Source organism: Streptococcus fryi (assembly GCF_053206505.1).
This window is the reverse complement of the sequence record NZ_JBRUGW010000019.1, coordinates 1-24,024: the sequence shown is the minus strand read 5'-3', so window position 1 is coordinate 24,024 and position 24,024 is coordinate 1. Positions and strand designations below refer to the sequence as shown.

General features: G+C 39.4%; 27 protein-coding genes. All 27 read left to right on the top strand.

The features are described 5' to 3' along the window. Window positions 1-124 precede the first annotated feature (124 nt). The 27 genes from gorA to ACVRZH_RS06195 all read left to right on the top strand — a co-directional run bounded on the left by gorA (window position 125) and on the right by ACVRZH_RS06195 (window position 23,681). A complete protein-coding gene (gene gorA, locus ACVRZH_RS06325) occupies window positions 125-1,474 on the top strand; it encodes a glutathione-disulfide reductase (RefSeq protein ID WP_447454460.1) in 1,350 nt (449 codons plus the stop codon). A gap of 110 nt (window positions 1,475-1,584) precedes the next feature. Further along, on the top strand, window positions 1,585-1,761 hold the full coding sequence (rpsU, locus tag ACVRZH_RS06320; protein ID WP_447454459.1) for a 30S ribosomal protein S21: 177 nt from the start codon (window positions 1,585-1,587) through the stop codon (window positions 1,759-1,761). Window positions 1,762-1,877: 116 nt separating this feature from the next. Further along, window positions 1,878-2,114: a DUF1146 family protein gene (locus tag ACVRZH_RS06315; RefSeq protein ID WP_447454458.1), complete on the top strand. Its 237-nt coding sequence runs from the start codon at window positions 1,878-1,880 to the stop codon at window positions 2,112-2,114. A gap of 29 nt (window positions 2,115-2,143) precedes the next feature. Further along, on the top strand, window positions 2,144-3,415 hold the full coding sequence (gene murA / locus ACVRZH_RS06310) for a UDP-N-acetylglucosamine 1-carboxyvinyltransferase (protein ID WP_447454457.1): 1,272 nt from the start codon (window positions 2,144-2,146) through the stop codon (window positions 3,413-3,415). A gap of 13 nt (window positions 3,416-3,428) precedes the next feature. Beyond that, on the top strand, window positions 3,429-3,617 hold the full coding sequence (locus tag ACVRZH_RS06305) for a DNA-directed RNA polymerase subunit beta (protein WP_447454456.1): 189 nt from the start codon (window positions 3,429-3,431) through the stop codon (window positions 3,615-3,617). A 20-nt stretch (window positions 3,618-3,637) separates the two neighbouring features. After that, window positions 3,638-4,495 carry a DNA/RNA non-specific endonuclease gene (locus ACVRZH_RS06300; protein ID WP_447454455.1) on the top strand — a complete coding sequence of 286 codons (858 nt, stop codon included), beginning with the start codon at window positions 3,638-3,640 and terminating at the stop codon, window positions 4,493-4,495. Between the two features lie 120 nt (window positions 4,496-4,615). Continuing rightward, window positions 4,616-5,323, top strand: a complete 708-nt coding sequence (vicR, locus tag ACVRZH_RS06295; protein ID WP_447454454.1) for a cell wall metabolism response regulator VicR — start codon at window positions 4,616-4,618, stop codon at window positions 5,321-5,323. Next, window positions 5,316-6,665, top strand: a complete 1,350-nt coding sequence (vicK, locus tag ACVRZH_RS06290; protein ID WP_447454453.1) for a cell wall metabolism sensor histidine kinase VicK — start codon at window positions 5,316-5,318, stop codon at window positions 6,663-6,665. Before vicR ends, vicK begins: the two co-directional genes overlap by 8 nt. Then, window positions 6,665-7,465: an exodeoxyribonuclease WalJ gene (gene walJ, locus ACVRZH_RS06285; protein WP_447454452.1), complete on the top strand. Its 801-nt coding sequence runs from the start codon at window positions 6,665-6,667 to the stop codon at window positions 7,463-7,465. Before vicK ends, walJ begins: the two co-directional genes overlap by 1 nt. 203 nt (window positions 7,466-7,668) lie before the next feature. Then, on the top strand, window positions 7,669-8,355 hold the full coding sequence (locus tag ACVRZH_RS06280) for a tRNA (adenine(22)-N(1))-methyltransferase (RefSeq protein WP_447454451.1): 687 nt from the start codon (window positions 7,669-7,671) through the stop codon (window positions 8,353-8,355). Continuing rightward, window positions 8,345-9,133 (top strand): Nif3-like dinuclear metal center hexameric protein, encoded by a 789-nt coding sequence (locus ACVRZH_RS06275; RefSeq protein WP_447454450.1) that lies wholly within the window; start codon window positions 8,345-8,347, stop codon window positions 9,131-9,133. The genes ACVRZH_RS06280 and ACVRZH_RS06275 overlap by 11 nt, the downstream gene beginning before the upstream one ends. A 21-nt stretch (window positions 9,134-9,154) precedes the next feature. Continuing rightward, window positions 9,155-10,276, top strand: a complete 1,122-nt coding sequence (locus ACVRZH_RS06270) for an NAD(P)/FAD-dependent oxidoreductase (protein WP_447454449.1) — start codon at window positions 9,155-9,157, stop codon at window positions 10,274-10,276. A gap of 45 nt (window positions 10,277-10,321) precedes the next feature. Then, on the top strand, window positions 10,322-11,191 hold the full coding sequence (gene rfbA / locus ACVRZH_RS06265; RefSeq protein WP_447454448.1) for a glucose-1-phosphate thymidylyltransferase RfbA: 870 nt from the start codon (window positions 10,322-10,324) through the stop codon (window positions 11,189-11,191). Further along, window positions 11,191-11,784 carry a dTDP-4-dehydrorhamnose 3,5-epimerase family protein gene (locus ACVRZH_RS06260; RefSeq protein WP_447454447.1) on the top strand — a complete coding sequence of 198 codons (594 nt, stop codon included), beginning with the start codon at window positions 11,191-11,193 and terminating at the stop codon, window positions 11,782-11,784. Before rfbA ends, ACVRZH_RS06260 begins: the two co-directional genes overlap by 1 nt. Then, window positions 11,784-12,281: a phosphoribosylanthranilate isomerase gene (locus ACVRZH_RS06255; RefSeq protein ID WP_447454446.1), complete on the top strand. Its 498-nt coding sequence runs from the start codon at window positions 11,784-11,786 to the stop codon at window positions 12,279-12,281. Before ACVRZH_RS06260 ends, ACVRZH_RS06255 begins: the two co-directional genes overlap by 1 nt. A 2-nt stretch (window positions 12,282-12,283) precedes the next feature. After that, complete coding sequence (gene rfbB, locus ACVRZH_RS06250; RefSeq protein ID WP_447454445.1) at window positions 12,284-13,330, top strand: dTDP-glucose 4,6-dehydratase; 1,047 nt, start codon at window positions 12,284-12,286, stop codon at window positions 13,328-13,330. A 166-nt stretch (window positions 13,331-13,496) separates the two neighbouring features. Then, window positions 13,497-15,242 carry an aminodeoxychorismate synthase component I gene (gene pabB / locus ACVRZH_RS06245; protein ID WP_447454444.1) on the top strand — a complete coding sequence of 582 codons (1,746 nt, stop codon included), beginning with the start codon at window positions 13,497-13,499 and terminating at the stop codon, window positions 15,240-15,242. A gap of 8 nt (window positions 15,243-15,250) precedes the next feature. After that, the gene (locus ACVRZH_RS06240) at window positions 15,251-16,579 is read left to right on the top strand and encodes a bifunctional folylpolyglutamate synthase/dihydrofolate synthase (RefSeq protein ID WP_447454443.1); all 1,329 of its coding nucleotides are present in this window, start codon (window positions 15,251-15,253) and stop codon (window positions 16,577-16,579) included. Between the two features lie 43 nt (window positions 16,580-16,622). Beyond that, complete coding sequence (gene folE / locus ACVRZH_RS06235) at window positions 16,623-17,183, top strand: GTP cyclohydrolase I FolE (RefSeq protein ID WP_447454442.1); 561 nt, start codon at window positions 16,623-16,625, stop codon at window positions 17,181-17,183. A gap of 31 nt (window positions 17,184-17,214) precedes the next feature. Continuing rightward, complete coding sequence (folP, locus tag ACVRZH_RS06230; RefSeq protein WP_447454441.1) at window positions 17,215-18,012, top strand: dihydropteroate synthase; 798 nt, start codon at window positions 17,215-17,217, stop codon at window positions 18,010-18,012. A 10-nt stretch (window positions 18,013-18,022) separates the two neighbouring features. Continuing rightward, window positions 18,023-18,385: a dihydroneopterin aldolase gene (folB, locus tag ACVRZH_RS06225; RefSeq protein WP_447454440.1), complete on the top strand. Its 363-nt coding sequence runs from the start codon at window positions 18,023-18,025 to the stop codon at window positions 18,383-18,385. Next, window positions 18,382-18,888, top strand: a complete 507-nt coding sequence (gene folK / locus ACVRZH_RS06220; RefSeq protein ID WP_447454439.1) for a 2-amino-4-hydroxy-6-hydroxymethyldihydropteridine diphosphokinase — start codon at window positions 18,382-18,384, stop codon at window positions 18,886-18,888. Before folB ends, folK begins: the two co-directional genes overlap by 4 nt. 97 nt (window positions 18,889-18,985) lie before the next feature. Further along, window positions 18,986-19,882, top strand: a complete 897-nt coding sequence (gene murB / locus ACVRZH_RS06215; RefSeq protein WP_447454438.1) for a UDP-N-acetylmuramate dehydrogenase — start codon at window positions 18,986-18,988, stop codon at window positions 19,880-19,882. A 30-nt stretch (window positions 19,883-19,912) separates the two neighbouring features. Continuing rightward, window positions 19,913-21,067, top strand: coding sequence for an ABC transporter ATP-binding protein (locus tag ACVRZH_RS06210; protein ID WP_447454437.1), 1,155 nt, complete (start codon window positions 19,913-19,915; stop codon window positions 21,065-21,067). Continuing rightward, complete coding sequence (locus ACVRZH_RS06205) at window positions 21,051-21,848, top strand: ABC transporter permease (RefSeq protein WP_447454436.1); 798 nt, start codon at window positions 21,051-21,053, stop codon at window positions 21,846-21,848. The genes ACVRZH_RS06210 and ACVRZH_RS06205 overlap by 17 nt, the downstream gene beginning before the upstream one ends. Next, on the top strand, window positions 21,845-22,621 hold the full coding sequence (locus tag ACVRZH_RS06200; protein WP_447454435.1) for an ABC transporter permease: 777 nt from the start codon (window positions 21,845-21,847) through the stop codon (window positions 22,619-22,621). The genes ACVRZH_RS06205 and ACVRZH_RS06200 overlap by 4 nt, the downstream gene beginning before the upstream one ends. Then, window positions 22,614-23,681 (top strand): ABC transporter substrate-binding protein, encoded by a 1,068-nt coding sequence (locus tag ACVRZH_RS06195; RefSeq protein WP_447454434.1) that lies wholly within the window; start codon window positions 22,614-22,616, stop codon window positions 23,679-23,681. Before ACVRZH_RS06200 ends, ACVRZH_RS06195 begins: the two co-directional genes overlap by 8 nt. Window positions 23,682-24,024 lie beyond the last annotated feature (343 nt).

The following is a 24,024-nucleotide window of genomic DNA, read 5'->3' as shown; positions in this document are numbered from 1 at the left end:
CCTTCTTTTTGCTATTTTGGCTAAGCGTAACTGTGAAACGTTTTAGGGAAAATGGTATCAGAAAATTGAGACATTTGGTTTTTTATGATAGAGTTAGTAATAAGAACATTATAGGAGAAAATTAATGAAAACATATGATTACATCGTTATTGGTGGAGGGAGTGGTGGTATCGCTTCTGCCAATAGAGCAGCTATGCACGGTGCCAAGGTACTTTTAATAGAGGGTTCTGATATTGGTGGAACATGTGTCAATGTAGGCTGTGTCCCTAAAAAAGTCATGTGGAACGGTGCACAGATAGCAGAAGCTTTAAATCATTATGCTGCTGACTATGGCTTTGATGTTTCGGTTAATACTTTCGATTTTCAAACTTTGAAAGCAAATCGTCAAGCTTATATTGACCGTATCCATACCTCATACCTCAATGGATTGAAGAATAACGGCGTTGAGTTACTCAATGCTTATGCCAAGTTTGTCAATGCCAATACAGTAGAAGCTGCAGGTGAACGTTACACTGCGCCTCATATTCTTATTGCAACGGGAGGTCATGCGATCATCCCAAATATTCCAGGAGCTGAACACGGAATTACTTCAAATGGCTTTTTCGATCTTGATGAATTACCTAAACGTGTAGCTGTTGTAGGTGGTGGTTATATTGGTGTTGAGCTGTCAGGCATTTTCCATGCCTTAGGCTCTGAGACGCATTTATTCTTCAGGGGAAAACGTCCGTTGAAGAACTTTGATAGCTACGTTGTTGATGGTTTGATGGAAATCATGGCTCAAGATGGACCAACTGCTCACCCTATGTCAATTCCAGAAAAAGTTGTCAAGAATGAGGACGGTAGTTTAACACTTTATCTAGAAAATGGCACTTCGCAAACTGTTGACTGTATTGTTTGGGCTATTGGTCGTCGCCCGAATGTTGCTAACATCAATTTAAAAGCTGCGGGTGTTGAGCTGACTGAAAAAGGCTATATCGTTTCAAACGCCTTTGAAGAAACAAATGTTCTAGGGATTTATGCCCTTGGTGATGTCACAGGTAAAAAAGAGCTTACGCCTGTAGCTGTGGCCGCTGGTCGTCGTTTGTCTGAGCGTTTATTTAATAATAAACCTGAGGAAAAATTAGACTATGAAACTATTCCGACAGTTATGTTTAGTCATCCAGCTTTAGGAACCGTCGGTTTAACAGAAGATCAAGCTAAACAAGCTTACGGAGATGACGCTGTCAAGGTCTATACGTCAACCTTTACATCAATGTACACTGCAGTAACCAGCCATCGCCAAGCGTGCAAAATGAAACTGGTTGTTCAAGGTCCTGATGAGAAAGTTGTTGGTTTACATGGCATTGGATACGGTGTTGATGAGATGATTCAAGGCTTCGCTGTAGCTATTAAGATGGGTGCGACTAAGGCTGATTTTGATAACACAGTGGCCATCCACCCAACAGGTTCAGAAGAATTTGTAACCATGCGTTAGGATATAAAAACTGTGATTTATTAAATAAAATGATTGACAGAAGTTAATATTATCATTTATAATAATAAGGAACGTGAAAATGTTACATTGTCTTGAGGGGAGTGAAATAAATGTCAAAAACAGTATTACGTAAGAATGAATCTCTTGACGATGCTCTTCGTCGTTTCAAACGTTCTGTTACTAAAGCTGGTATTCTTCAAGAATCACGCAAACGTGAATTCTACGAAAAACCTTCTGTAAAACGTAAACGTAAATCAGAGGCAGCTCGCAAACGTAAGAAATTCTAAGAGAGACAATTATCTTTCATGAAACAAGTCTTAAAGGCTTGTTTTTTCTTTTTAAACAGTAAAGTTCGGTTTTCTTTATGACTAAATTACCTTGATAGTGTGGTATAATAATAACTATGGAAGTTATAGAACATATCATCAGATTAACTAGCCACTGTTTTTTTATTGGGCTGATCTTTCATTATTTGACGAGCTTATTTGATTGGTCTAAGGTGCTTCACAAGACCTATGATAATGCTGCCCAATTAAGATTGTTTTTAATTTTGGTTAGTATAGGTCTTGGTTTTTTAGTGAGTGAATTTGTCTTTAGTATCTTAACGATGAGTAGAGATTTTTTTGTGGCTTTTTCATAACATCATAATACAGAATTGTGGAGAATAAAGTGGATAATATTGTTATCGAAGGTGGTCAAACGCGACTACAAGGTGAAGTTATTATAGAAGGTGCTAAAAACGCTGTGTTACCCTTACTTGCAGCAAGTGTATTAGCTAAGTCAGGTCAGACAGTTTTACGTCAAGTTCCTATTTTATCGGATGTTTTTACGATGAATAATGTCATTCGTGGTTTAAATATTTCAGTAGATTTTGATGAAACTGAAAAAGAGATTACGGTTGATGCTACTGGAGATGTCTTAGACACTGCACCTTATGAGTATGTGAGTCAAATGCGTGCTTCTATTGTGGTTTTGGGACCTATTTTAGCGCGTAATGGGCATGCTAAGGTTTCTATGCCAGGTGGTTGTACCATTGGAAGTCGTCCAATAGACTTACATCTCAAGGGACTTGAAGCTATGGGAGCTAGCATTGAACAAAAGGGTGGAGATATTACTGCAAAGGCAGATCGTTTAAAAGGTGCCTATATCTACCTTGATTTCCCAAGTGTGGGGGCTACTCAGAATCTAATGATGGCTGCAACATTAGCAGAAGGCAAAACGACCATTGAGAATGCTGCTAGAGAGCCTGAGATTGTGGATTTGGCCTTATTGCTGAATAAGATGGGAGCTAATATTAAGGGGGCAGGAACGGAAACCATTACGATTATAGGTGTTAATGAATTACATGGTGCCGTGCATGACGTAGTACAAGATCGTATTGAAGCAGGTACTTTTATGGTTGCTGCTGCTATGACGAGTGGTGATGTGTTGATTAAAGATGCTGTTTGGGAGCATAACCGTCCCTTGATTTCTAAGTTGATTGAAATGGGCGTTGACGTCACAGAAGAATCTGGTGGCATAAGGGTTAAATCGGAACTGTCACAGTTAAAACCAGTTACAGTTAAAACCTTACCTCATCCAGGCTTTCCAACAGATATGCAAGCACAATTTACAGCTCTTATGGCGGTCGTTTCTGGAGAGTCAACCATGGTAGAGACTGTTTTTGAGAATCGTTTTCAGCATTTAGAAGAAATGCGTCGTATGGGTCTTCATTCTGAAATTCTCAGAGATACAGCGATTATTCATGGAGGTGAAAGCTTACAAGGCGCTCCTGTTATGTCTAGTGATTTGCGTGCTAGTGCAGCCCTTATTTTAACCGGTTTGGTCGCAGAAGGGACGACGACAGTTGGTCGATTGACACACTTAGACCGTGGTTATTACAAATTTCATGAAAAGTTGGCGCAGTTAGGTGCAAAAATCAGCCGTAGTAAAGGACAATAAAGAGGAGTAGAATATGATAAACACAGGTTTGAAATATGTGCTTAAGCAGTTGCTATTTGTTTTTATCATCTTTCTGCTAGCCCTGTTGTTCTTTGCTGTAGGATTGATGGTTGGCTATGGTATTATCGGAAGTGGTGATAATGCAACATCAATACTGTCCATTGATAAATGGCAGGCTTTATTTGACAAATTCACAGGTTAATCATTAGAAAGTATTGACACATGACTAAAAAAACACAGAAACAATTGATTTCCCTGGTATCCCTGGTCATTGCAGCAATTTTAGGTATTGGCTCATTTAGTGGAAATGACAAGACGAACAATCCCTTATCACAGTTGACGGGTCTATTTTTGAGTGATAGTGACAAACGTGACAATGGCTCCAGTTGGTCAAATGAAACACCGGATGAAGGATTAGCATCATCTGTTTTGACAAAGGCTGTTAAAAAACAGCTGGGGAATGTGGTAGAGTGGAATGGCAGTGGTGCTTTTATTGTCAATCACAATAAGACATCTTTGGATGCTGACGTTACTAGCGCGCCTTATGCTGTGAATGACACGAAGATTATTCAGGGGCAAGAGGTTGCTTACAGGGGGAATGCTTTATTGGCGAAATCAACACGTCAATACCGTTCTCGTGACGAAACAGGCAGTGGTCGTACCGATTTTAGGCCTCCAGGTTGGCATCAAGTCCATGATTTGAAAGGTGAGTATGATCATGCTGTTGATAGGGGGCATTTGTTAGCTTATTCCTTAGTGGGCGGATTAAAAGGATTTGATGCGTCAACAAGTAATCCTCAAAATATCGCAACGCAGACAGCTTGGTCCAATCAAGCAGACAAGCCTTATTCAACAGGTCAAAACTACTACGAAACCTTAGTCCGTAAGGCTCTTGATAAGAATAAGCGCGTGCGTTATAGGGTCACGCTTATTTATGAGGGTGATAACATTTTGGCAAGTGGTAGTCATTTAGAGGCGAAATCTGCTGATGACAGTTTGGAGTTTAATGTTTTCATTCCCAATGTGCAAAGTGGCCTAACCTTAGATTATCAAACAGGTGACGTATTTATCAATGAATAAACAGAACTCTTGGCTCAAAACAGGGCTAAGAGTTTTCATTTAAACGTGAATTTGGTATAATGCAAGGTAAGATATGTCTTTTGAGACAACTAAGTTTTAAAAGGTGAAACGGGGAAGACTATGAAGAAAATTTTAATTGTTGACGATGAAAAACCGATTTCAGATATTATTAAATTTAATTTGACAAAAGAGGGGTATGAGGTTGTGACGGCTTTTGATGGTCGTGAGGCCTTAGTCTTATTTGAACAAGAACAACCTGATTTAATTATTCTTGACTTAATGTTGCCAGAGTTAGATGGTTTGGAAGTCGCCAAAGAAGTGAGAAAAACCAGCCATTTGCCAATCATTATGTTGTCTGCTAAGGATAGTGAATTTGACAAGGTTATTGGCTTAGAGATTGGGGCTGATGATTATGTGACTAAACCTTTCTCTAACCGTGAATTGTTGGCACGTGTTAAGGCACAGCTTCGTCGTACAGAGAAGTTGGAGACAGCAATAGCAGAGGAACAGGCTACAGGAGGTAGTCGACTGGTTATTGGTCAATTGGAGATTTTACCAGATGCTTTTATAGCTCAAAAGTATGGTAAAGAAATAGAATTGACTCATCGTGAGTTTGAGCTTTTGTATCATTTAGCAACCCATATTGGTCAGGTGATGACACGTGAGCATTTGTTGGAGACGGTTTGGGGCTATGATTATTTTGGAGATGTTCGAACGGTTGATGTGACCATTAGACGTCTAAGGGAAAAAATTGAAGACCAGCCTAGTCGTCCAGAATATATCTTGACTCGCCGTGGCGTAGGTTATTTTATGAAAGCACATGATTGATATTGTGGATAATTTAAATGTATTTGAGTTGGCTCTGTTGAGCCTTTTGGGTTTTGTTGCCATTTACTTTGTCTATCTTGCTTTTAAGGATTACAGACAAGCCTTAACGATCAAGCAGATGAATGATAAGATTCGCTCTTTGATTGATGGAGATTATTCTGAGGTCTTAAAGGTTAGAAGTAGTCAGGATTTAGAAGAACTAGCAGAGAGCCTTAATGCTCTATCTGAAGTTTTTCGTGCAACTCATGAAAATTTATCTCAAGAAAGTAATCGTTTATCGAGTATTTTAGCCTATATGACTGATGGTGTCTTAGCGACAGATCGTGGCGGCAAAATTATCATGCTCAATGAGACGGCTCGCAAATACCTTAATCTGAGTCAGGAAGAGGCACTAAAAATGAATATCATTGATCTCCTTGATGGTGAACAGACCTATACCTATCATGATTTGGTTACGCAAACGCCCCAGGTGATGATTACAAGGCGTAATGAGTTTGGTGAGTTCATTACTTTGCAAATTAGATTTGCCTTAAATAGACGTGAGAGTGGTTTTATATCCGGCTTGGTTGCTGTATTACATGATACAACAGAGCAAGAGAAAGAGGAGCGTGAGCGTAGGCTCTTTGTTTCAAATGTTAGCCATGAGTTAAGAACGCCCCTAACTTCTGTTAAATCATATTTAGAAGCTTTAGACGATGGTGCTTTACGTGAGGATATTGCACCGAGTTTTATTAAGGTTTCTTTGGATGAGACCAATCGTATGATGCGAATGATTAGTGACCTATTAAACTTATCTCGTATTGACAATCAGGCAACCAGCTTAGAGGTTGAATTGACCAATTTTACAGCCTTTATGACCTTTATTTTGAACCGTTTTGACCAAATAAAAAATCAGCATACCATAAATGATAAACACTATGATATTGTTAGAGATTATGCGATAACACCTATTTGGATTGAAATTGATACAGATAAGATGACTCAGGTTTTTGATAACATTTTAAATAATGCGATAAAATATTCACCAGATGGTGGGCAAATTAGGGTTAGCATGAAAACAACGGAAACCCAGTTGATTATTGCCATATCAGACGAGGGATTGGGTATTCCTAAAAAGGATTTGCCACTGATTTTTGACCGTTTTTATCGTGTTGATAAAGCAAGAAGCCGAGCACAAGGTGGGACAGGTCTTGGTTTGGCCATTGCTAAGGAAATTATTAAGCAGCATCGCGGTTTTATCTGGGCTAAGAGTGATTATGGCAAAGGATCGACTTTTACGGTTGTTCTCCCTTATGAGAAAGAGGTTATTGCAGTAGAGGATTGGGAGGAAGATGGTCTTTGATGACAGAAGGATTTAAGTATAGTATATTAGCCTCGGGGTCGTCGGGTAATTGTTTTTATCTGGAAACCCCACAAAAAAAGATTTTAGTTGATGCTGGTCTATCTGGCAAAAAAATCATTTCTCTATTAGACGACATTAATCGCAAACCTGAGGATTTGGATGCTATTTTTGTCACTCATGAGCATAAAGACCACATTCATGGTGTTGGTATCTTAGCACGAAAATACCATCTGGATATCTACGCTAATGAGGCGACTTGGCAAGCCATGTCGAAGGATTTAGGCAATATTGATGTGTCGCAAAAACATGTTTTTGACATGGGAAAAACCATTACCTTTGGAGATATTGATATTGAAAGTTTTGGTGTCAGTCATGATGCTGTTGCTCCTCAATTTTACCGTTTCATGAAGGATAATAAGAGTTTTGTCATGCTGACAGATACGGGCTATGTCAGTGATAGAATGGCTGGTATTGTGGCGAACGCAGATGCTTATTTGATTGAGTCTAATTATGACGTTGATATTCTACGTTCAGGTTCTTATCCATGGCGTCTTAAGCAGCGTATTTTATCTGATAAAGGTCATCTCTCAAACGATGATGGGGCTCAAACTATTTTAAGAACGATGGGAAATGCTACCAAAAAAATTTATCTGGGGCATTTGAGCAAGGAAAATAATATCAAAGAACTGGCTAATATGACTATGACGAATCATCTTTTACAAGCAGATGTACCTGTAGGTCATGATATTCATATCTTTGATACTTCTCCGGATACTGCCACTCCATTAACCACGATTTGACAAAAGGCACTGTTTGATAGGTGCCTTTTGTTGTTATAGGGTTCCTTTCAGAAATATGATATAATTGAAAAGAATATAGATATTATTACGAGCACTAATAGTCGAAATATTTTACTCTTACTTTTAGTTGATAAGAAATACTTATACCAGTTATGGTTTGAGGAGTTTTGATTGTTGAGGTGTATTATAATCTAGGAGAGAGAATGGATAGTATAACATTATCAGAACGTTTGATGCAGGTAAGCCGCTTTGTTCCTAAAGGTAGTCGTTTGCTTGATGTTGGCAGTGACCATGCTTATTTGCCGATTTACCTTTGTGAACGAGACTTGGTGAGGTCCGCTATTGCTGGTGAGGTTGTTGAAGGGCCGTACCAGTCTGCTTTGGAGAATGTCACCAGACATGGCTTAGAAGGACGGATTGCCGTCCGATTGGCGAATGGCTTGGCAGCTTTTGATGAGACTGATGCCATTGATACCATTACCATCTGTGGTATGGGTGGTCGTTTGATTGCAGATATTTTGGATGATGGAAAGTCAAAACTTGATAAGGTTAGTCGTCTGATTCTACAACCCAATAATCGCGAAGATGATTTAAGACGATGGTTGCAAGACAATGGTTTTAGACTTGTTACAGAAACGATCCTTCAAGAGAATGACAAGATTTATGAAATCTTCGTTGTTGAGCATGGTCACATGTCTCTGTCTGAGAAAGAGTTGCGTTTTGGTCCCTACTTAGTTGAGCAATCAACTCCTATTTTTATGGTGAAATGGCAGAGAGAACTATCTAAGTTGACATGGGCATTAGACCAAATCCCACAAGAGCATGTTGACCAACGCCAAGTAGTAGAAGTTAAAATAAAACAGATTAAGGAGGTTCTTCATGAAAGCTAGTCATTTTATTGAACGTTACGAATCCTATTGTCCTAAAGACTTGTCCTTAGAAGGAGATGTTGTTGGTTTACAAATTGGCAGTCTGGATAAGGACATTAAGACGGTTATGTTTGCTCTTGATATTCGTGAAACAACGGTAGCAGAAGCTATTGCGAAGAAGGTTGATTTGGTGATTGTCAAGCATGCTCCCATTTTTAAACCCTTGAAAGATTTGGCTTCTAGCCCTCAAAACGATATGTACCTTGACCTCATCCGTCATGATATTGCTGTTTATGTGAGCCATACTAATATTGATGTTGTGCCAGATGGTTTAAACGATTGGTTCTGTGACTTATTGGACATTCAAGACCGAGAGCCGCTAAAAATAACCAAGGATGATTTTGGGATTGGACGTATTGGTCGCATCACACCAATGCCTTTACAGGACTTGGCTGCTAAAGTTAAAGCTGTTTTTGACTTGGACAGCATTCGACTAGTTGCGTATGACCAGAATAATCCAATCATCGAACGTGTTGCTATCTGTGGTGGCAGTGGTGATAGTTTTTACAAAGAGGCTCTGGCAAAGGGAGCAGATGTCTATATTACAGGAGATATTTATTACCATACAGCTCAGGATATGTTGACCAATGGTCTTGTTGCGATTGATCCGGGTCATCATATTGAGGTTTTGTTTGTTAAACGTTTAGTTGAAAAAGCAGAGCAATGGAAAGGTGAAGAAGGTTGGGATTTGACGGTACTTCCTAGCGAGGCAAGCACCAATCCCTTCTATCATTTATAATTAGATTGAGGAAGTTAGTTTATGACAAAAATAGCCATTATCGGAGCAGGTATTGTCGGTTCGACAGCTGCCTATTATCTCTCCAAGGAAAATGATGTTGATGTGACTGTTTTTGACCATGGTGAAGGTCAAGCGACTAAAGCAGCAGCAGGAATTATCTGTCCTTGGTTTTCACGTCGTCGCAATAAGGCTTGGTACAAGATGGCGCGTATGGGGGCAGATTTTTACCAAAAATTAATCGCAGATTTGGAAGCTGATGGTCATGCTGTTGATTTTTATGATCGATCAGGTGTCATCCTGATTAAGTCACGATTAGACTGGTTAGATGACCTTTATGCCATTGCTAAAGAGAGGCAGACAGAATCTCCTCTAATGGGTGAGCTTGAATTACTTGACTATGAGGAAACTGTTGCTCGCTTCCCGAATTTGCAAGGGTTTGAAAAAGTGCTTTATGCCTCTGGTGCGGCGCGTGTTGAGGGGAGTCGTTTGACAGAGACATTGTTAAAGGCTAGTGGTGTGACAGTTAAACGAGGTCAAGCTGTTTCCATTACCCCATTACCGAATGGGCAATACGAGATAGAACAACAAGTATTTGATGGAGTGATTTTAGCTGTAGGTGCATGGTTACCTAAAGTCCTCGAAGAACATGGGCTTAATGTTTGGGTACGTCCTCAAAAAGGACAAATCAATGATTATCTTATCCCCTCAGTAGAGACGGGAGCTTATCCTGTTATCATGCCTCATGGTGAGATTGACATTATTCCTTTTTCAGAAGGGCGTTTGTCTGTCGGAGCTAGTCATGAAAATGACAAGGGCTTTGATTTGACCGTTGATGAAGCTGTTCTCAATCGTCAAGAAGTGAGAGCGTTACCGTATTTTCCTGATTTATCCAAGGCAGAAATGCGCTCCTCGCGTGTTGGTATTAGAGCTTATACGAGAGATTTTTCACCTTTCTTTGGCCAAGTGCCAGATATGCCTAATGTCTATGCGGCCAGCGGCTTAGGGTCGTCAGGATTAACCATTGGACCAATCACAGCTTATCAAATGGTAGATTTAATCATGGGACGTCAACCAGAATTGTCTCCAGAGGAATTTGATATCAATCGTCACATTGTGAGGGCAGAGACAGACAAATCTGTCTAAAAATGGTAGAATAAGTTGAATTGAATGGTTAAGAAAGGAAATGTCATGAAAGGAATTATTTTAGCAGGAGGTTCAGGTACTCGATTATATCCTGTCACAAGAGCGGCATCCAAACAACTCATGCCTATCTATGATAAGCCCATGATTTATTATCCCTTGTCAACCTTAATGTTGGCAGGAATTAAGGATATTTTAATCATCTCAACACCTCAAGATTTACCACGATTCAAAGAATTATTAGGTGATGGTCAAGAGTTGGGGATTAACTTGTCTTATGCGGAGCAACCAAGTCCAGACGGCTTGGCACAAGCCTTTATTATTGGTGAAAGCTTTATCGGTGATGATTCAGTTGCCTTGATTTTAGGAGATAACATTTATCATGGTAATGGTTTGACCAAGATGTTGCAACGAGCAGCGGCTAAGCCAAGTGGTGCTACAGTATTTGGTTACCATGTCAAAGATCCAGAACGTTTCGGTGTTGTGGCCTTTGATGACAATATGAATGCCATTTCTATCGAGGAAAAACCAGAACATCCCAAATCGAACTTTGCTGTAACAGGTTTGTATTTCTATGATAATGATGTTGTAGAGATTGCTAAAAACATCAAGCCTTCACCGCGTGGGGAATTGGAAATCACAGATGTTAACAAGGCGTATTTGGAGCGTGGTGATTTATCTGTGGAACTCATGGGACGTGGCTTTGCGTGGTTAGATACGGGAACACATGAAAGTTTGCTTGAGGCGGCACAGTATATTGAGACAGTACAGCGTCTGCAGAATGTGCAGGTGGCTAACCTAGAAGAAATCGCTTATCGTATGGGCTATATTACCAAAGAGCAGGTGTATGAATTGGCACAACCTCTTAAGAAAAATGAATACGGACAGTACTTGCTCCGTTTGATTGGAGAAGCGTAATGACAGAACAATTTTTTGATAAAGAGCTAGCTTGCCGTGAAATCGAAACAATTCCAGGGCTTTTGGAATTTGATATTCCTGTTCGTGGCGATAATCGTGGTTGGTTTAAGGAAAATTTCCAAAAAGAAAAAATGCTACCGCTTGGCTTTCCAGAACGTTTCTTTGCTGAAGGTAAGCTGCAAAATAACGTGAGTTTTTCACGCCAAAATGTTCTTCGTGGGCTACATGCTGAACCTTGGGACAAGTATATCTCGGTGGCAGATGACGGTAAGGTATTAGGGACTTGGGTGGATTTGCGTGAAGGTGACACCTTTGGGCATACTTACCAGACTATTATTGATGCTAGTAAGGGCATCTTTGTGCCAAGAGGCGTGGCAAATGGTTTTCAGGTCTTATCTGAAAAGGTTTCCTATAGTTACTTGGTCAATGATTATTGGGCTTTAGAACTCAAACCCAAATATGCCTTTGTCAATTATGCTGATCCTAGTCTTGACATCACATGGCATAATCTTGAAGAAGCTGAAGTTTCTGAGGCGGACAAACATCATCCATTCTTAAAAGATGTAACACCGTTGAAAAAGGAAGACCTATAATGTTTGAGCACTTTTTACAGATAGCCAAGCACTTAAATCAGTTAGGTATCACACCTTTGCTGATGGGGTCTCTTGGCTTAGAAAGGCGTACAGGAATAGACTGGAAAGCCAAGGATATTGATATTCATGTGCCGAGTGACCCAAGAGGTTGGGAAGCACCAGATGACGAACGTATTTACCGTGCAGATGAACTCATAGCTATGATGGAAGGCTTAGGATTTATCCTGATTGACCGCCATGAGCATGCCTTTCAAAAAGGGCATCTCTTGGTTGAATTTGGAGGATTACACTCGCTACCGTCATTTGCTGGAGTTGCTTTAGAGGATTTGGAAGAAATCCAAACAGATGGCGTTTCTTATTATCTCCCTAAACTTGAGCAGTACTTAAAGATTTATCAAGCGTCGTCAAAAGATTCCTATCGAGCTGATAAGAATAACCACAAAGATTTTGCAAAAATAGCTTATTTAGAAAATAGACTAACTGAAAAAATGGAGTAATCATGTCTGAATTTAAACACATTATCGTTACAGGTGGAGCAGGATTTATTGGCTCAAACTTTGTACACTATGTTTACAACAATCATCCAGATGTCCATATCACTGTTTTGGACAAATTGACGTATGCTGGTAATAGAGCTAATATTGACAGTATTTTAGGAGAGCGTGTGGAACTAGTTGTCGGTGATATTGCCGATGCTGATTTGGTTAATGACTTAGCGGCAAAAGCTGATGCGATTGTTCACTATGCTGCGGAAAGCCATAATGACAATTCGCTCAATGATCCAAGTCCCTTTATTCATACGAATTTTATTGGAACTTACACTCTACTAGAGGCGGCTCGTAAGTATGGTATTCGTTTCCACCATGTGTCAACAGATGAAGTTTATGGGGATTTGCCACTACGCGAAGATTTACCTGGCCATGGTGAAGGACCTGGTGAAAAATTCACAGCCGATACCAACTACAATCCTTCATCGCCTTATTCATCAACAAAGGCGGCGTCAGATTTGATTGTCAAGGCTTGGGTACGTTCCTTTGGTGTTAAGGCAACCATTTCCAACTGTTCAAATAACTATGGGCCTTATCAGCACATTGAAAAGTTCATTCCACGTCAAATCACCAACATCCTATCAGGTATCAAACCTAAACTATATGGTGAAGGTAAAAATGTTCGTGACTGGATTCACACCAATGACCACTCAACTGGTGTTTGGGCGATTTTGACCAAAGGTCGTATTGGCGAAACCTATCTGATTGGTGCAGATGGCGAGAAGAACAACAAGGAAGTCTTGGAGTTGATTTTAGAGAAAATGGGTCAACCTAAAGATGCTTATGATCACGTGACAGATCGTGCCGGGCATGATTTACGTTATGCCATTGATGCGAGCAAACTCCGTGATGAATTAGGATGGACACCTGCCTTTACAGACTTTAGTCAAGGTTTAGAAGACACGATTCAGTGGTACACCCAAAATCGTGACTGGTGGCAGGCTGAAAAAGAAGCTGTAGAAGCTAACTATGCAAAAACACAAGAAGTGATTAAGTAAAGAAAAAACCTTGTCTCACCAACTGTTGTTGATCGTGACAAGGTTTTTTGATGAAGGTTGTTAATGTCTTTTTTGAGTTTGTTGTAACCTTATTGAAGGATTTTCTTTTATTTGGTCATATGGTTCTTTTTCAACAATCTCTTTCTATTTATGCTATAATTTTGATATGCATAAGGAAACGATTATTGATTTTAAGGAACTTGGGGAACGCTATCGTTTTACTCAAGCTAAGCAGGTTTTAAGGGCAGATAGGATTGAAGAGGTGATTTCTGTCCTAGAAACTGTCGAGCACTACCAAAAGCAAGGCTTTTATGTTGTTGGCTATGTATCCTATGAGGCATCTGCCGCTTTTGACACTCACATGACTGTTCATCAGCAACGCTTAGGTAGTGAGGCATTAGCTTATTTTACCGTCCATGAGGATTGTGAGCGTTTACCAATACCGATAGATTATCAGCAAATAGCTATGCCAACAACCTGGCAAACCTTAACAACTCAAGAGCAGTATGAAAAAGCCATTCAATCTATACATGACGATATTCGTCAAGGTAATACATATCAGGTTAACTATACTGTTCAGCTGACTGCTACCTTAAATCCAACGGATAGCTTAGCTCTCTATAATAGAATGGTTGTGGAACAAGGGGCAAGTTTTAACGCTTATATTTGTCACGATGATGTAGCAATTATATCTGCTAGTCCGGAATTATTTTTTAAAAAAGAAGGACAGCTGCTAACAACAAGACCCATGAAAGGGACGACTAAAAGAGGCCCAAATACCTGGCAAGATGCTTATGAAAAAAAGTGGTTGGCCAATGATGCTAAGAACCGATCTGAAAATATGATGATCGTTGATTTACTAAGGAATGATATGGGCAAAATCTGTCAAACAGGTACTGTCAAAGTGGCTAAACTCTGTGAAGTGGAGCAGTATTCAACGGTTTGGCAAATGACTTCCACTATTGAGGGGCAGTTAGTTGAAAATATTTCTCTAGTTAACTTGTTTGAAGCCCTCTATCCATGCGGTTCCATTACTGGTGCTCCAAAATTATCAACCATGTCGATTATTAATCGTTTGGAACCTAAGCCTCGAGGTGTCTATTGTGGAACGGTTGGTATTTGTTTACCAGATGACAGAACTATTTTTAATGTTGCTATAAGAACGATTCAGCTTTTTGGTGATAAAGCTGTATATGGTGTTGGTGGAGGTATAACTTGGGATAGTCGTTGGCAGTCCGAGTTTGAAGAAGTAGCTCAAAAAGCAGCTGTTTTATATCGTCGTAAAACAGTTTTTGATGTGTTAACAACTGCTAAAGTAACCAATGGAGAGATTTTATACTTATCTGAACATTTAAAACGGTTGGAAGAAAGTTGTTATTATTTTGCCTATCCATTTGATCGATCAGTGATTGAACAAGGCTTACAAGAGATATTGGGTGACTTAACTCCTTTGCAAGATTACAGGTTGCAAATTAAAATTGCAAAATCAGGGGAGGTGACTTTGGATTGTCAGGTCTTGTCCGAATTACCAGAGCACTTTTTACACGCTGATTTAAAACTACAGATTCATGATACAAAGCAATCTCCTTTTACTTATTTCAAGACGACTCATCGTCCCCACCTTACTATTGGAGAACATGAGGTGATTTACTATAATGCTTCAAATGAATTGTTAGAGACAAGCATTGGCAACTTGATTTTGGTAATCAATGGCGAATGGTTGACTCCAGAAAAATCGTTAGGTATTTTGCCAGGTATTTATCGTCAGCATTTATTGGAGACAGGTCAAGTTAGAGAGGCCAAGCTGACGTTAGATGATTTGGTGAGGGCAGAAGCCATATATGGTTGTAACAGTGTCAGAGGGTTATACCACCTATCGTTAAAAACAAATGCCTTTGACAAGGTAAAGTGAGGAAAAAGATGACAACGGAATTAAACTACGAAGAAGCTCTAACATGGATTCACAGTAAATTATCATTTGGCATTAAACCAGGCCTAGACCGTATGAGATGGATGCTTCAGGAACTAGGCAATCCTCAAGAAGAACTACAGGCTATTCATGTGGTCGGAACTAATGGAAAAGGGTCAACTGTTAATTATCTTCAGCATATTTTTACTGGAGCTGGTTATCATGTTGGTACCTTTACCTCGCCTTATATAGTTGATTTTAAAGAGCGTATCAGTCTTGATGGTCAAATGATTAGCCAAAAAGAGTTTGTGCGATTGGTTAATGAAGTAGCGCCTGTTGTTGAGCGTTTGCCGCTTGAAACTGACTTGGAGCCAGCGACTGAGTTTGAGGTGATTACTGTCCTGATGTTCTATTATTTTGGTCGAATGCATCCTGTGGACATCGCCATTATTGAAGCTGGTCTAGGAGGGCTTCATGACTCAACTAATGTGTTTAAGCCTTTGGCATTGGTTTGCCCATCGATAGGTTTAGATCATCAGGTTATTTTAGGAGATACCCATGTTGCTATTGCCGAGCAAAAAGTGGGGGCATTAAAAGAACAGGTACCATTTATTTATGCCACCGATAGAGAAGATGTTCAGGAAGTTTTTGAAAAACGAGCTACTCAATTAAATAGTCCAACATTTGTGTTAGGACGTGAGTTTACCTATCGTAAAAAAGGAGATAGGTTTTCTTTTGAGATGTTGCCGAGTGGTTTGACGAATTTTTCTAAGATAGCTCAAAGGGCAATTACGCCATCTGATGAGAAGGGGTTCACTGATTTGAGCTTGGCAATGCCTGGTGAGCATCAATTAGCTAATGCTAGTTTAGCTATCATGACGAGCTTACTGCTAAAAGGGACTTACCCTAAACTCAATGCGACAGGCATTGCAGAAGCATTATCGGTCAGTCGTTGGCTAGGTCGAACAGAATATTTAAGGGATAATTTAATGATTGATGGTGCTCATAATAATGAGAGCATCGCTGTTTTGACAGCTTTATTAAAAGAGCAGTATGCAGGAAGAGCAATTCATATGTTATTTGCTGCGATTGATACTAAGCCTGTTGACGAAATGCTTATACAATTAGAATCGTTTACCAGTCTTATGGTAACAACCTTCCCTTATCCAAATAGTATAAAATTGAATCATTATCCTGAAAGCTATCAACGTGTGTCTAGTTTTGAAGAGTGGCTAAATACAGTTTACGATGAGACATCAAATGATTTATATGTTGTTACAGGTTCCTTATATTTTATCTCACAAGTCCGTAAGCATATTTTGAAAATGCCATCCAATTAAGGTATAATGAATGAAAATGTTTTGAAACAGAGAAAGGCTAGATATGACAGATCAAGAAAAAATTGAGCAAGCCGTCTATAACTTACTGGAAGCGGTTGGAGAAAATCCCGATAGAGAGGGTTTGTTAGAGACACCAAAACGTGTTGCTAAGATGTATCAAGAAATGTTTTCAGGTCTTCATAGCAATCCCAAAAATGAGTTTACAGCTGTTTTCTCAGAGGGGCATGAGGAAGTTGTTTTGGTTAAAGATATTCCATTTTATTCCATGTGTGAGCATCATCTTGTTCCTTTTTATGGCAAAGCACATGTTGCTTATTTACCAAGTAAAGGACAGGTGACTGGATTAAGTAAATTGGCGCGTGCTGTTGAAGTGGCGGCACGTCGTCCACAGTTGCAAGAACGCTTGACTGCTCAAGTCGCAGATGCACTGGATGAGGCCTTGTCTCCGAAAGGTGTTTTTGTCATGGTTGAGGCTGAGCATATGTGCATGACCATGCGTGGCATAAAAAAACCAGGAGCTAAGACAGTGACGACAGTCGCTAGGGGGCTTTATCAAGAAGATGCAACCCTTCGTCGTGAAATTTTATCTATGATTCATCACTAGAACGCCAACTATTTTCAAGGAGAAATCAGTTATGAAAATCGGTCAATTCGCGCTTCCAGATAAGGGAGCAATCATGGGGATTCTAAATGTGACACCAGATTCCTTTTCGGACGGTGGGCATTTTGACTCTATTGCTGAAGCTTTGAAACAGGCTGAGCAATTATTGGCAGATGGTGCCCATGTGATTGATGTGGGCGGTGAATCTACTCGTCCAGGAGCCAGTTTTGTAACAGTAGAAGAGGAAATCAAACGCGTGGTCTCTATCATCAAAGCGATTAAAGAACGGTTTAATTGCTTGATTAGCATAGATACCTACAAGACAGAGACCGCCAGAGCAGCCTTAGAAGCTGGTGCAGATATCTTAAACGATGTCTGGGCGGGCCTGTATGATGGTCAGATGCTTGCCTTGGCGGCGGAATATCAAGTGCCGATAATACTCATGCACAATCAAAAAGAAGAATGTTATAGTGATGTGGTCGTTGAGGTTAGAGATTTTTTGAAAGAGCGTGCAAATAAAGCATTAGAAGCAGGCTTAGCTAAGGAACTGATTTGGATTGATCCAGGATTTGGCTTTGCCAAAACTGCTGAGCAGAATATGACTCTGCTAAAAGGACTTGATGACATTGTTGCTTTGGGCTATCCGGTTTTATTTGGTATTTCCAGAAAGCGCACGGTTGATTACCTTCTAGGCGGAGATACCAAACCACTAGAGCGTGATCAGGGTACAGCTGCTTTATCAGCTTATGCTATTCAAAAAGGTTGCCACATGGTAAGGGTTCATAATGTTGCTGCTAACCGTGATATTGTCAAGGTGATGAGCCAATTGTAGTGAGGGAATGATGGATAAGATTATCTTAAACGGTTGCCGTTTTTATGGCTACCACGGTGCATTTAAAGAAGAACAGACTTTAGGGCAGATTTTTGTGGTTGATTGTACCCTTTCTGTTGATTTAACCAAGGTATCACTCAATGATAGACTTGAGGACACTGTTCACTATGGTTTAGTTTTTGAAACCATCCAAAAACAGGTGGAAACTAAGCAATATGCAATGATTGAGCGTCTGGCAGGTGCGATTATTGAGGATATTTTTGACGGTTTTCCACCTGTCCAGGCCATTACCCTTCGCGTCACCAAAGAAAACCCACCAATCAATGGGCATTATCACTCCGTTGGGATTGAATTAGAGAGGAAACGACCATGACAAGTGTTTACTTAAGTCTAGGAACAAATATGGGCAATCGTATGGACTATTTGAAAAAAGCCGTTTCTGCCCTTAGTAAACTACCTAAATCAAAACTTATTTCTGTATCATCTGTTTATGAAACTGCAGCTTGGGGCTTGACCGACCAAGCTGATTTTCTTAATATTGCTTGTCATATGGAGACAAACTTGGCATCTCAGGATTTACTGTTAGCGTGTCAAGAGATTGAAAGACAGTTGGATAGGGTCAGACATGAGCACTGGGGACCACGTACCATTGATATTGATATCTTACTCTTTGGACAAGACGTGATTGACACTGACAATCTAAAAGTTCCCCATCCCTATATGACTCAGAGAGCTTTTGTTCTTGTGCCATTGGCAGAGATTGCATCGCATTTGAATATTCCTGGGGTTCAACAATCAGTTTCACATTGCTTGTCATCACTAGATACAAAAGATATCGCTTTTCATGTTTCGTCTGAAGCTCTTTTGAAAAAGTAAAAGTTTGTATCGCTATAAGTGTATAAATTTGGTATAATGAAAATTAGAATGGTCAATTGTGGTCATTTAAGAGATTAGTAAGTATGGAAGTTATATCATGAGACAAATTATAACCGAGGCACTGGGTGCTGTTGATATTCGATTTGATGAGCCTTTAAAGGCTTATACATACACAAAAGTAGGGGGGAAGGCAGATTATCTAGCTTTCCCTCGTAATAGGCAAGAGCTTGTTCATATTGTTGATTTTGCTAATGAACATGATATTCCTTGGATGGTACTTGGTAATGCTAGTAACATTATTGTTCGTGACGGTGGCATTCGAGGTTTTGTCATTATGTTTGATAAGTTAAATACAGTAACTGTTAATGGCTATGTGATTGAAGCCGAAGCAGGAGCTAATCTTATTGAGACAACACGTGTGGCTAAGTACCATAGTTTAGCTGGTTTCGAGTTTGCCTGTGGTATTCCAGGAAGTGTTGGCGGTGCCGTCTATATGAATGCAGGAGCTTACGGTGGTGAAATCGCCCATGTCTTGACCTCCGTTAAGGTGATGACGAAACAAGGTGAGATTAAGACCTTAGAAGCTCGTGATATGCGATTTGGTTATCGCTTTTCTGCCGTTCAAGAAACGGGAGATGTTATTATTTCAGCAAAATTTTCTTTAAAACCAGGTGACCATGACTTAATTGCTCAAGAAATGAACCGTTTGACCCACTTGCGTGAGTTGAAGCAGCCTTTAGAGTTGCCATCTTGCGGATCAGTGTTCAAACGTCCCCCAGGGCATTTTGCGGGTCAGTTAATTATGGAAGCTGGTCTAAAGGGACATAGAATTGGAGGTGTTGAAGTTTCTACGAAGCATGCCGGATTTATGGTAAATGTTGCAGATGGAACAGCATCAGATTATGAACAGCTGATAGCTGATGTGATTGATAAAGTAAAAGCCCATTCAGGTGTTACTTTAGAAAAAGAAGTCCGAATCATCGGAGACTATTAAAACAGAAAATAAACGGAGGATTTATGACAATTGACTAAGCCAATTATTGCATTTAAAAATGTATCAAAAACCTTTGAAGACAGTGGTACAACTGTTCTTAAAAACATTAACTTTGAACTTGAGGAAGGGAAATTCTACACCCTACTAGGTGCATCAGGTTCTGGAAAATCAACGATTTTGAATATCATTGCTGGGTTGTTGGATGCCACAATAGGTGATATTTATTTGGATGGTGAGCGTATCAATGACCTTCCAATCAATAAACGTGATGTTCATACCGTTTTTCAAAACTATGCCCTATTTCCTCACATGACTGTATTTGAAAATGTTGCCTTTCCCTTAAAACTTAAAAAAGTGGATAAGACAGAGATTGAGCAACGTGTCAATAAAGCCTTGAAAATGGTTCGTTTGGAAGGTTTTGAGAAACGTCCTATTCAAAAATTATCTGGTGGTCAACGCCAACGTGTAGCAATTGCGCGTGCCATCATCAATCAACCAAGGGTGGTATTATTAGATGAGCCTCTATCAGCCCTTGATTTGAAACTGAGAACGGAGATGCAGTACGAGTTGCGTGAATTGCAACAAAGCTTAGGCATTACCTTTGTATTTGTTACCCATGACCAAGAAGAAGCTCTTGCCATGAGTGACTGGATTTTTGTCATGAATGATGGTGAGATTGTGCAGTCAGGAACGCCTGTTGATATCTATGACGAGCCAATCAATCACTTCGTAGCGACATTTATTGGAGAATCCAATATCCTACCTGCTACCATGATTGAGGATTACTTGGTAGAATTCAACGGCAAACGCTTTGAGGCAGTTGATGGTGGTATGCGTCCAAATGAGCCTGTTGAGGTTGTTATTCGACCTGAGGATTTGCGCATCACCCTTCCTGACCAAGGCAAACTACAAGTTAAAGTGGACACACAACTGTTCAGGGGTGTTCACTATGAAATTATTGCTTACGATGATTTGGGCAATGAATGGATGATTCATTCGACACGTAAGGCTATTGAGGGCGAGGTGATTGGTCTAAACTTTGAGCCTGAGGATATCCACATTATGCGTCTGAATGAGACGGAAGAAGAATTCGATGCTCGTATTGAAGAATACGTTGACGTTGAAGAAGTGGAAGATGGTCTTCTCAATGCTATCGAGGAGGAAAGACATGAAGAAATCCTTTAATCTTTTTTCCATCCCTTACTTGCTCTGGTTAGTTCTATTTGTTATTGCCCCTATTGCCCTTATTTTTTGGAAATCGTTTTTTGATATTGAAGGTCAATTCACTCTTTCGAATTATCAGACGTTTTTTAGTTCAGGAACCTACTTGCGAATGGGGTTTAATTCCATTTTATACGCTGGTATTGTCACCTTGGTAACTTTATTGGTTAGTTACCCAATGGCTTTTATCCTGACTCAGCTAAAGCACAAGCAGTTATGGTTGATGTTAGTCATTTTGCCAACTTGGGTAAACCTTCTTTTGAAAGCTTATGCTTTTATGGGGATTTTTGGTCAGCAAGGAGGCATCAACGCTTTTCTTAGCTTTATTGGTATAGGTCCTCAGCAAATCTTATTTACCGATTTTTCATTCATTTTTGTAGCGAGCTATATTGAATTACCCTTTATGATTTTACCTATTTTCAACGCTCTTGATGATATTGATAAAAATGTTATCAATGCTAGTCGAGACTTAGGTGCAAATGAAGTTCAAACCTTTGCTAAGGTTATCTTTCCTCTCTCTTTGAATGGTGTAAGGAGTGGTGTTCAAGCGGTCTTCATCCCAAGTTTGAGTCTTTTTATGTTGACGCGTTTGATTGGTGGTAACCGTGTTATCACACTTGGTACAGCTATTGAGCAACATTTCCTAACGACAGAAAACTGGGGCATGGGTTCTACCATCGGTGTTATCCTTATCCTTGCGATGTTATTGACTATGTGGGCAACTAAGGAAAGGGGAACACGATGAAACAGTTCAGACATATCTATTTAGCCTTTGTTTTCCTTGTTCTCTATATCCCAATCTTCTATTTGATTGTCTTCTCATTCAATGATGGTGGAGATATGAATCAGTTTACAGGGTTTACATTAGACCATTATGGTGAGATGTTTGGTGATACTCGTCTCATGCAGATTCTGGTTGAGACTTTCTTTCTTGCTTTTTTGAGTGCTTTGATCGCAACGATTATTGGTACATTCGGTGCTATTTATATTCACCAGCAACGTCAAAACAGGCAAAATGCCTTTTTATCCCTTAATAACGTGTTAATGGTTGCGCCAGACGTTATGATTGGTGCGAGTTTCCTTATCTTATTTACCCAACTAAAATACAGTTTAGGTCTGTCAACAGTTCTGTTAAGTCATATTGCTTTTTCCATTCCTATTGTTGTATTGATGGTCTTACCACGTCTCAAAGAAATGAACTATGATATGGTTAATGCTGCTTATGATTTAGGAGCAACTCGTTTCCAAATGATGAAAGAAGTCATGCTACCCTACCTGACACCAGGTATCATTGCTGGTTATTTCATGGCATTTACTTATTCACTTGATGACTTTGCGGTGACCTTCTTCTTAACAGGTAATGGTTTTTCAACCCTATCTGTTGAAATTTATTCTCGTGCCAGACGTGGAATCTCACTTGAAATCAATGCACTATCCACAATAGTTTTCCTCTTTAGTATCTTATTAGTCATTGGCTATTATTGGATTTCACAAGAAAAGGAGGAAAAACATGCGTAGATTATACTCATTTTTAGGTGGTATTGTAGCTATTATTGTTCTGTTATTTGTGACAGCTTTTTTCATGAAAAAAGAAGATGGTGTTGCTTCTGATAAATTAGTTATTTATAACTGGGGTGATTATATCGATCCAGATTTATTGAAAAAATTTACAGAGGAAACCGGTATTAAGGTGCAGTACGAAACATTTGATTCAAACGAAGCCATGTATACCAAAGTTAAACAAGGTGGCACAACCTATGATCTTACTGTTCCTAGTGACTATATGATTGACAAGATGATTAAGGAAAATCTACTTATTCCATTGGATAAATCAAAAATCACAGGTTTAGACCATATAGGGAAACAATTTTTACATAAGAGTTTTGATCCCAAAAATGATTACTCAGTACCTTATTTCTGGGGGACCTTGGGAATTGTATATAATACGCGTATGGTCGAAGAAGCACCGGAACATTGGGAAGACCTATGGCGTGAAGAATATCGTAATGACATCATGCTAGTCGATGGTGCTCGTGAAGTGATTGGTCTTGGTTTGAATAGTTTTGGTTATAGTTTAAATAGTCAAAAAATGCCAGAACTACTTGAAGTTGAGGAGAAATTAACACATCTGACACCTAATATCAAAGCCATTGTTGGTGATGAGATGAAAGGCTATATGATTCAAGGAGATGCAGCTATTGGGATTACTTTTTCCGGAGAAGCAAGTGAGATGCTTGATTCTAATGATGATCTTGTTTATGTTGTACCAAGTGAGGGAAGTAACCTTTGGTTTGATAACTTTGTTATTCCGAAAACAGCCAAGCATATTGATGAAGCACATCAGTTTATTAGTTTTATGCTAGAACCTGAAAATGCCGCCCAAAATGCTGAATATATTGGCTATGCTACGCCTAATGATAAGGCGAAAGCCTTACTACCAGAAGACATTACGAGTGATGAGGCTTTTTATCCAAGTGTTGAAACCGTCGAAAAATTGGAAGTTTATGACAACTTGGGCCACAAATGGTTAGGCATTTACAATGACCTTTTCTTACAATTTAAAATGTATCGAAAATGATACCAACCAAACAATCCTCAGTCTAGGTGACTGGGGATATTTTTTGTATTTGTACTAATGACTTTTGAACCTCTTTTCGAGTATTTGTAAATATAGTCCTTTAGTTTTTTTTTAGTATTTGTTATACTATACTTATGAAAAGTTACGGAATAGACTTTAGAAAACGAGTTATTGCTTATGTAGAGGCTGGTCATTCCAAAAAAAGAAACGTGTCAGTTATAGTCCTTTAGTTTCTGTATAGTATTTGTTATACTATACTTATGAAAAGTTACGGAATAGATTTTAGAAAACGAGTTATTGCTTATGTAGAGACTGGTCATTCCAAAAAAGAAACGTGTCAGTT

Excerpts from the sequence above, each read along its gene's own strand:
- folP (WP_447454441.1), top strand. The coding sequence starts at position 17,215 with ATGAAAATCGGTCAATTCGCGCTTCCAGATAAGGGAGCAATCATGGGG.
- ACVRZH_RS06270 (WP_447454449.1), top strand. The coding sequence starts at position 9,155 with ATGACAAAAATAGCCATTATCGGAGCAGGTATTGTCGGTTCGACAGCT.
- pabB (WP_447454444.1), top strand. The coding sequence starts at position 13,497 with ATGCATAAGGAAACGATTATTGATTTTAAGGAACTTGGGGAACGCTAT.
- ACVRZH_RS06300 (WP_447454455.1), top strand. The coding sequence starts at position 3,638 with ATGACTAAAAAAACACAGAAACAATTGATTTCCCTGGTATCCCTGGTC.
- ACVRZH_RS06305 (WP_447454456.1), top strand. The coding sequence starts at position 3,429 with ATGATAAACACAGGTTTGAAATATGTGCTTAAGCAGTTGCTATTTGTT.
- murB (WP_447454438.1), top strand. The coding sequence starts at position 18,986 with ATGAGACAAATTATAACCGAGGCACTGGGTGCTGTTGATATTCGATTT.
- gorA (WP_447454460.1), top strand. The coding sequence starts at position 125 with ATGAAAACATATGATTACATCGTTATTGGTGGAGGGAGTGGTGGTATC.
- ACVRZH_RS06240 (WP_447454443.1), top strand. The coding sequence starts at position 15,251 with ATGACAACGGAATTAAACTACGAAGAAGCTCTAACATGGATTCACAGT.
- ACVRZH_RS06280 (WP_447454451.1), top strand. The coding sequence starts at position 7,669 with ATGGATAGTATAACATTATCAGAACGTTTGATGCAGGTAAGCCGCTTT.
- folB (WP_447454440.1), top strand. The coding sequence starts at position 18,023 with ATGGATAAGATTATCTTAAACGGTTGCCGTTTTTATGGCTACCACGGT.
- ACVRZH_RS06205 (WP_447454436.1), top strand. The coding sequence starts at position 21,051 with ATGAAGAAATCCTTTAATCTTTTTTCCATCCCTTACTTGCTCTGGTTA.
- ACVRZH_RS06200 (WP_447454435.1), top strand. The coding sequence starts at position 21,845 with ATGAAACAGTTCAGACATATCTATTTAGCCTTTGTTTTCCTTGTTCTC.
- rfbB (WP_447454445.1), top strand. The coding sequence starts at position 12,284 with ATGTCTGAATTTAAACACATTATCGTTACAGGTGGAGCAGGATTTATT.
- ACVRZH_RS06195 (WP_447454434.1), top strand. The coding sequence starts at position 22,614 with ATGCGTAGATTATACTCATTTTTAGGTGGTATTGTAGCTATTATTGTT.
- rpsU (WP_447454459.1), top strand. The coding sequence starts at position 1,585 with ATGTCAAAAACAGTATTACGTAAGAATGAATCTCTTGACGATGCTCTT.
- vicR (WP_447454454.1), top strand. The coding sequence starts at position 4,616 with ATGAAGAAAATTTTAATTGTTGACGATGAAAAACCGATTTCAGATATT.
- ACVRZH_RS06315 (WP_447454458.1), top strand. The coding sequence starts at position 1,878 with ATGGAAGTTATAGAACATATCATCAGATTAACTAGCCACTGTTTTTTT.
- walJ (WP_447454452.1), top strand. The coding sequence starts at position 6,665 with ATGACAGAAGGATTTAAGTATAGTATATTAGCCTCGGGGTCGTCGGGT.
- ACVRZH_RS06260 (WP_447454447.1), top strand. The coding sequence starts at position 11,191 with ATGACAGAACAATTTTTTGATAAAGAGCTAGCTTGCCGTGAAATCGAA.
- vicK (WP_447454453.1), top strand. The coding sequence starts at position 5,316 with ATGATTGATATTGTGGATAATTTAAATGTATTTGAGTTGGCTCTGTTG.
- folE (WP_447454442.1), top strand. The coding sequence starts at position 16,623 with ATGACAGATCAAGAAAAAATTGAGCAAGCCGTCTATAACTTACTGGAA.
- folK (WP_447454439.1), top strand. The coding sequence starts at position 18,382 with ATGACAAGTGTTTACTTAAGTCTAGGAACAAATATGGGCAATCGTATG.
- ACVRZH_RS06255 (WP_447454446.1), top strand. The coding sequence starts at position 11,784 with ATGTTTGAGCACTTTTTACAGATAGCCAAGCACTTAAATCAGTTAGGT.
- ACVRZH_RS06275 (WP_447454450.1), top strand. The coding sequence starts at position 8,345 with ATGAAAGCTAGTCATTTTATTGAACGTTACGAATCCTATTGTCCTAAA.
- rfbA (WP_447454448.1), top strand. The coding sequence starts at position 10,322 with ATGAAAGGAATTATTTTAGCAGGAGGTTCAGGTACTCGATTATATCCT.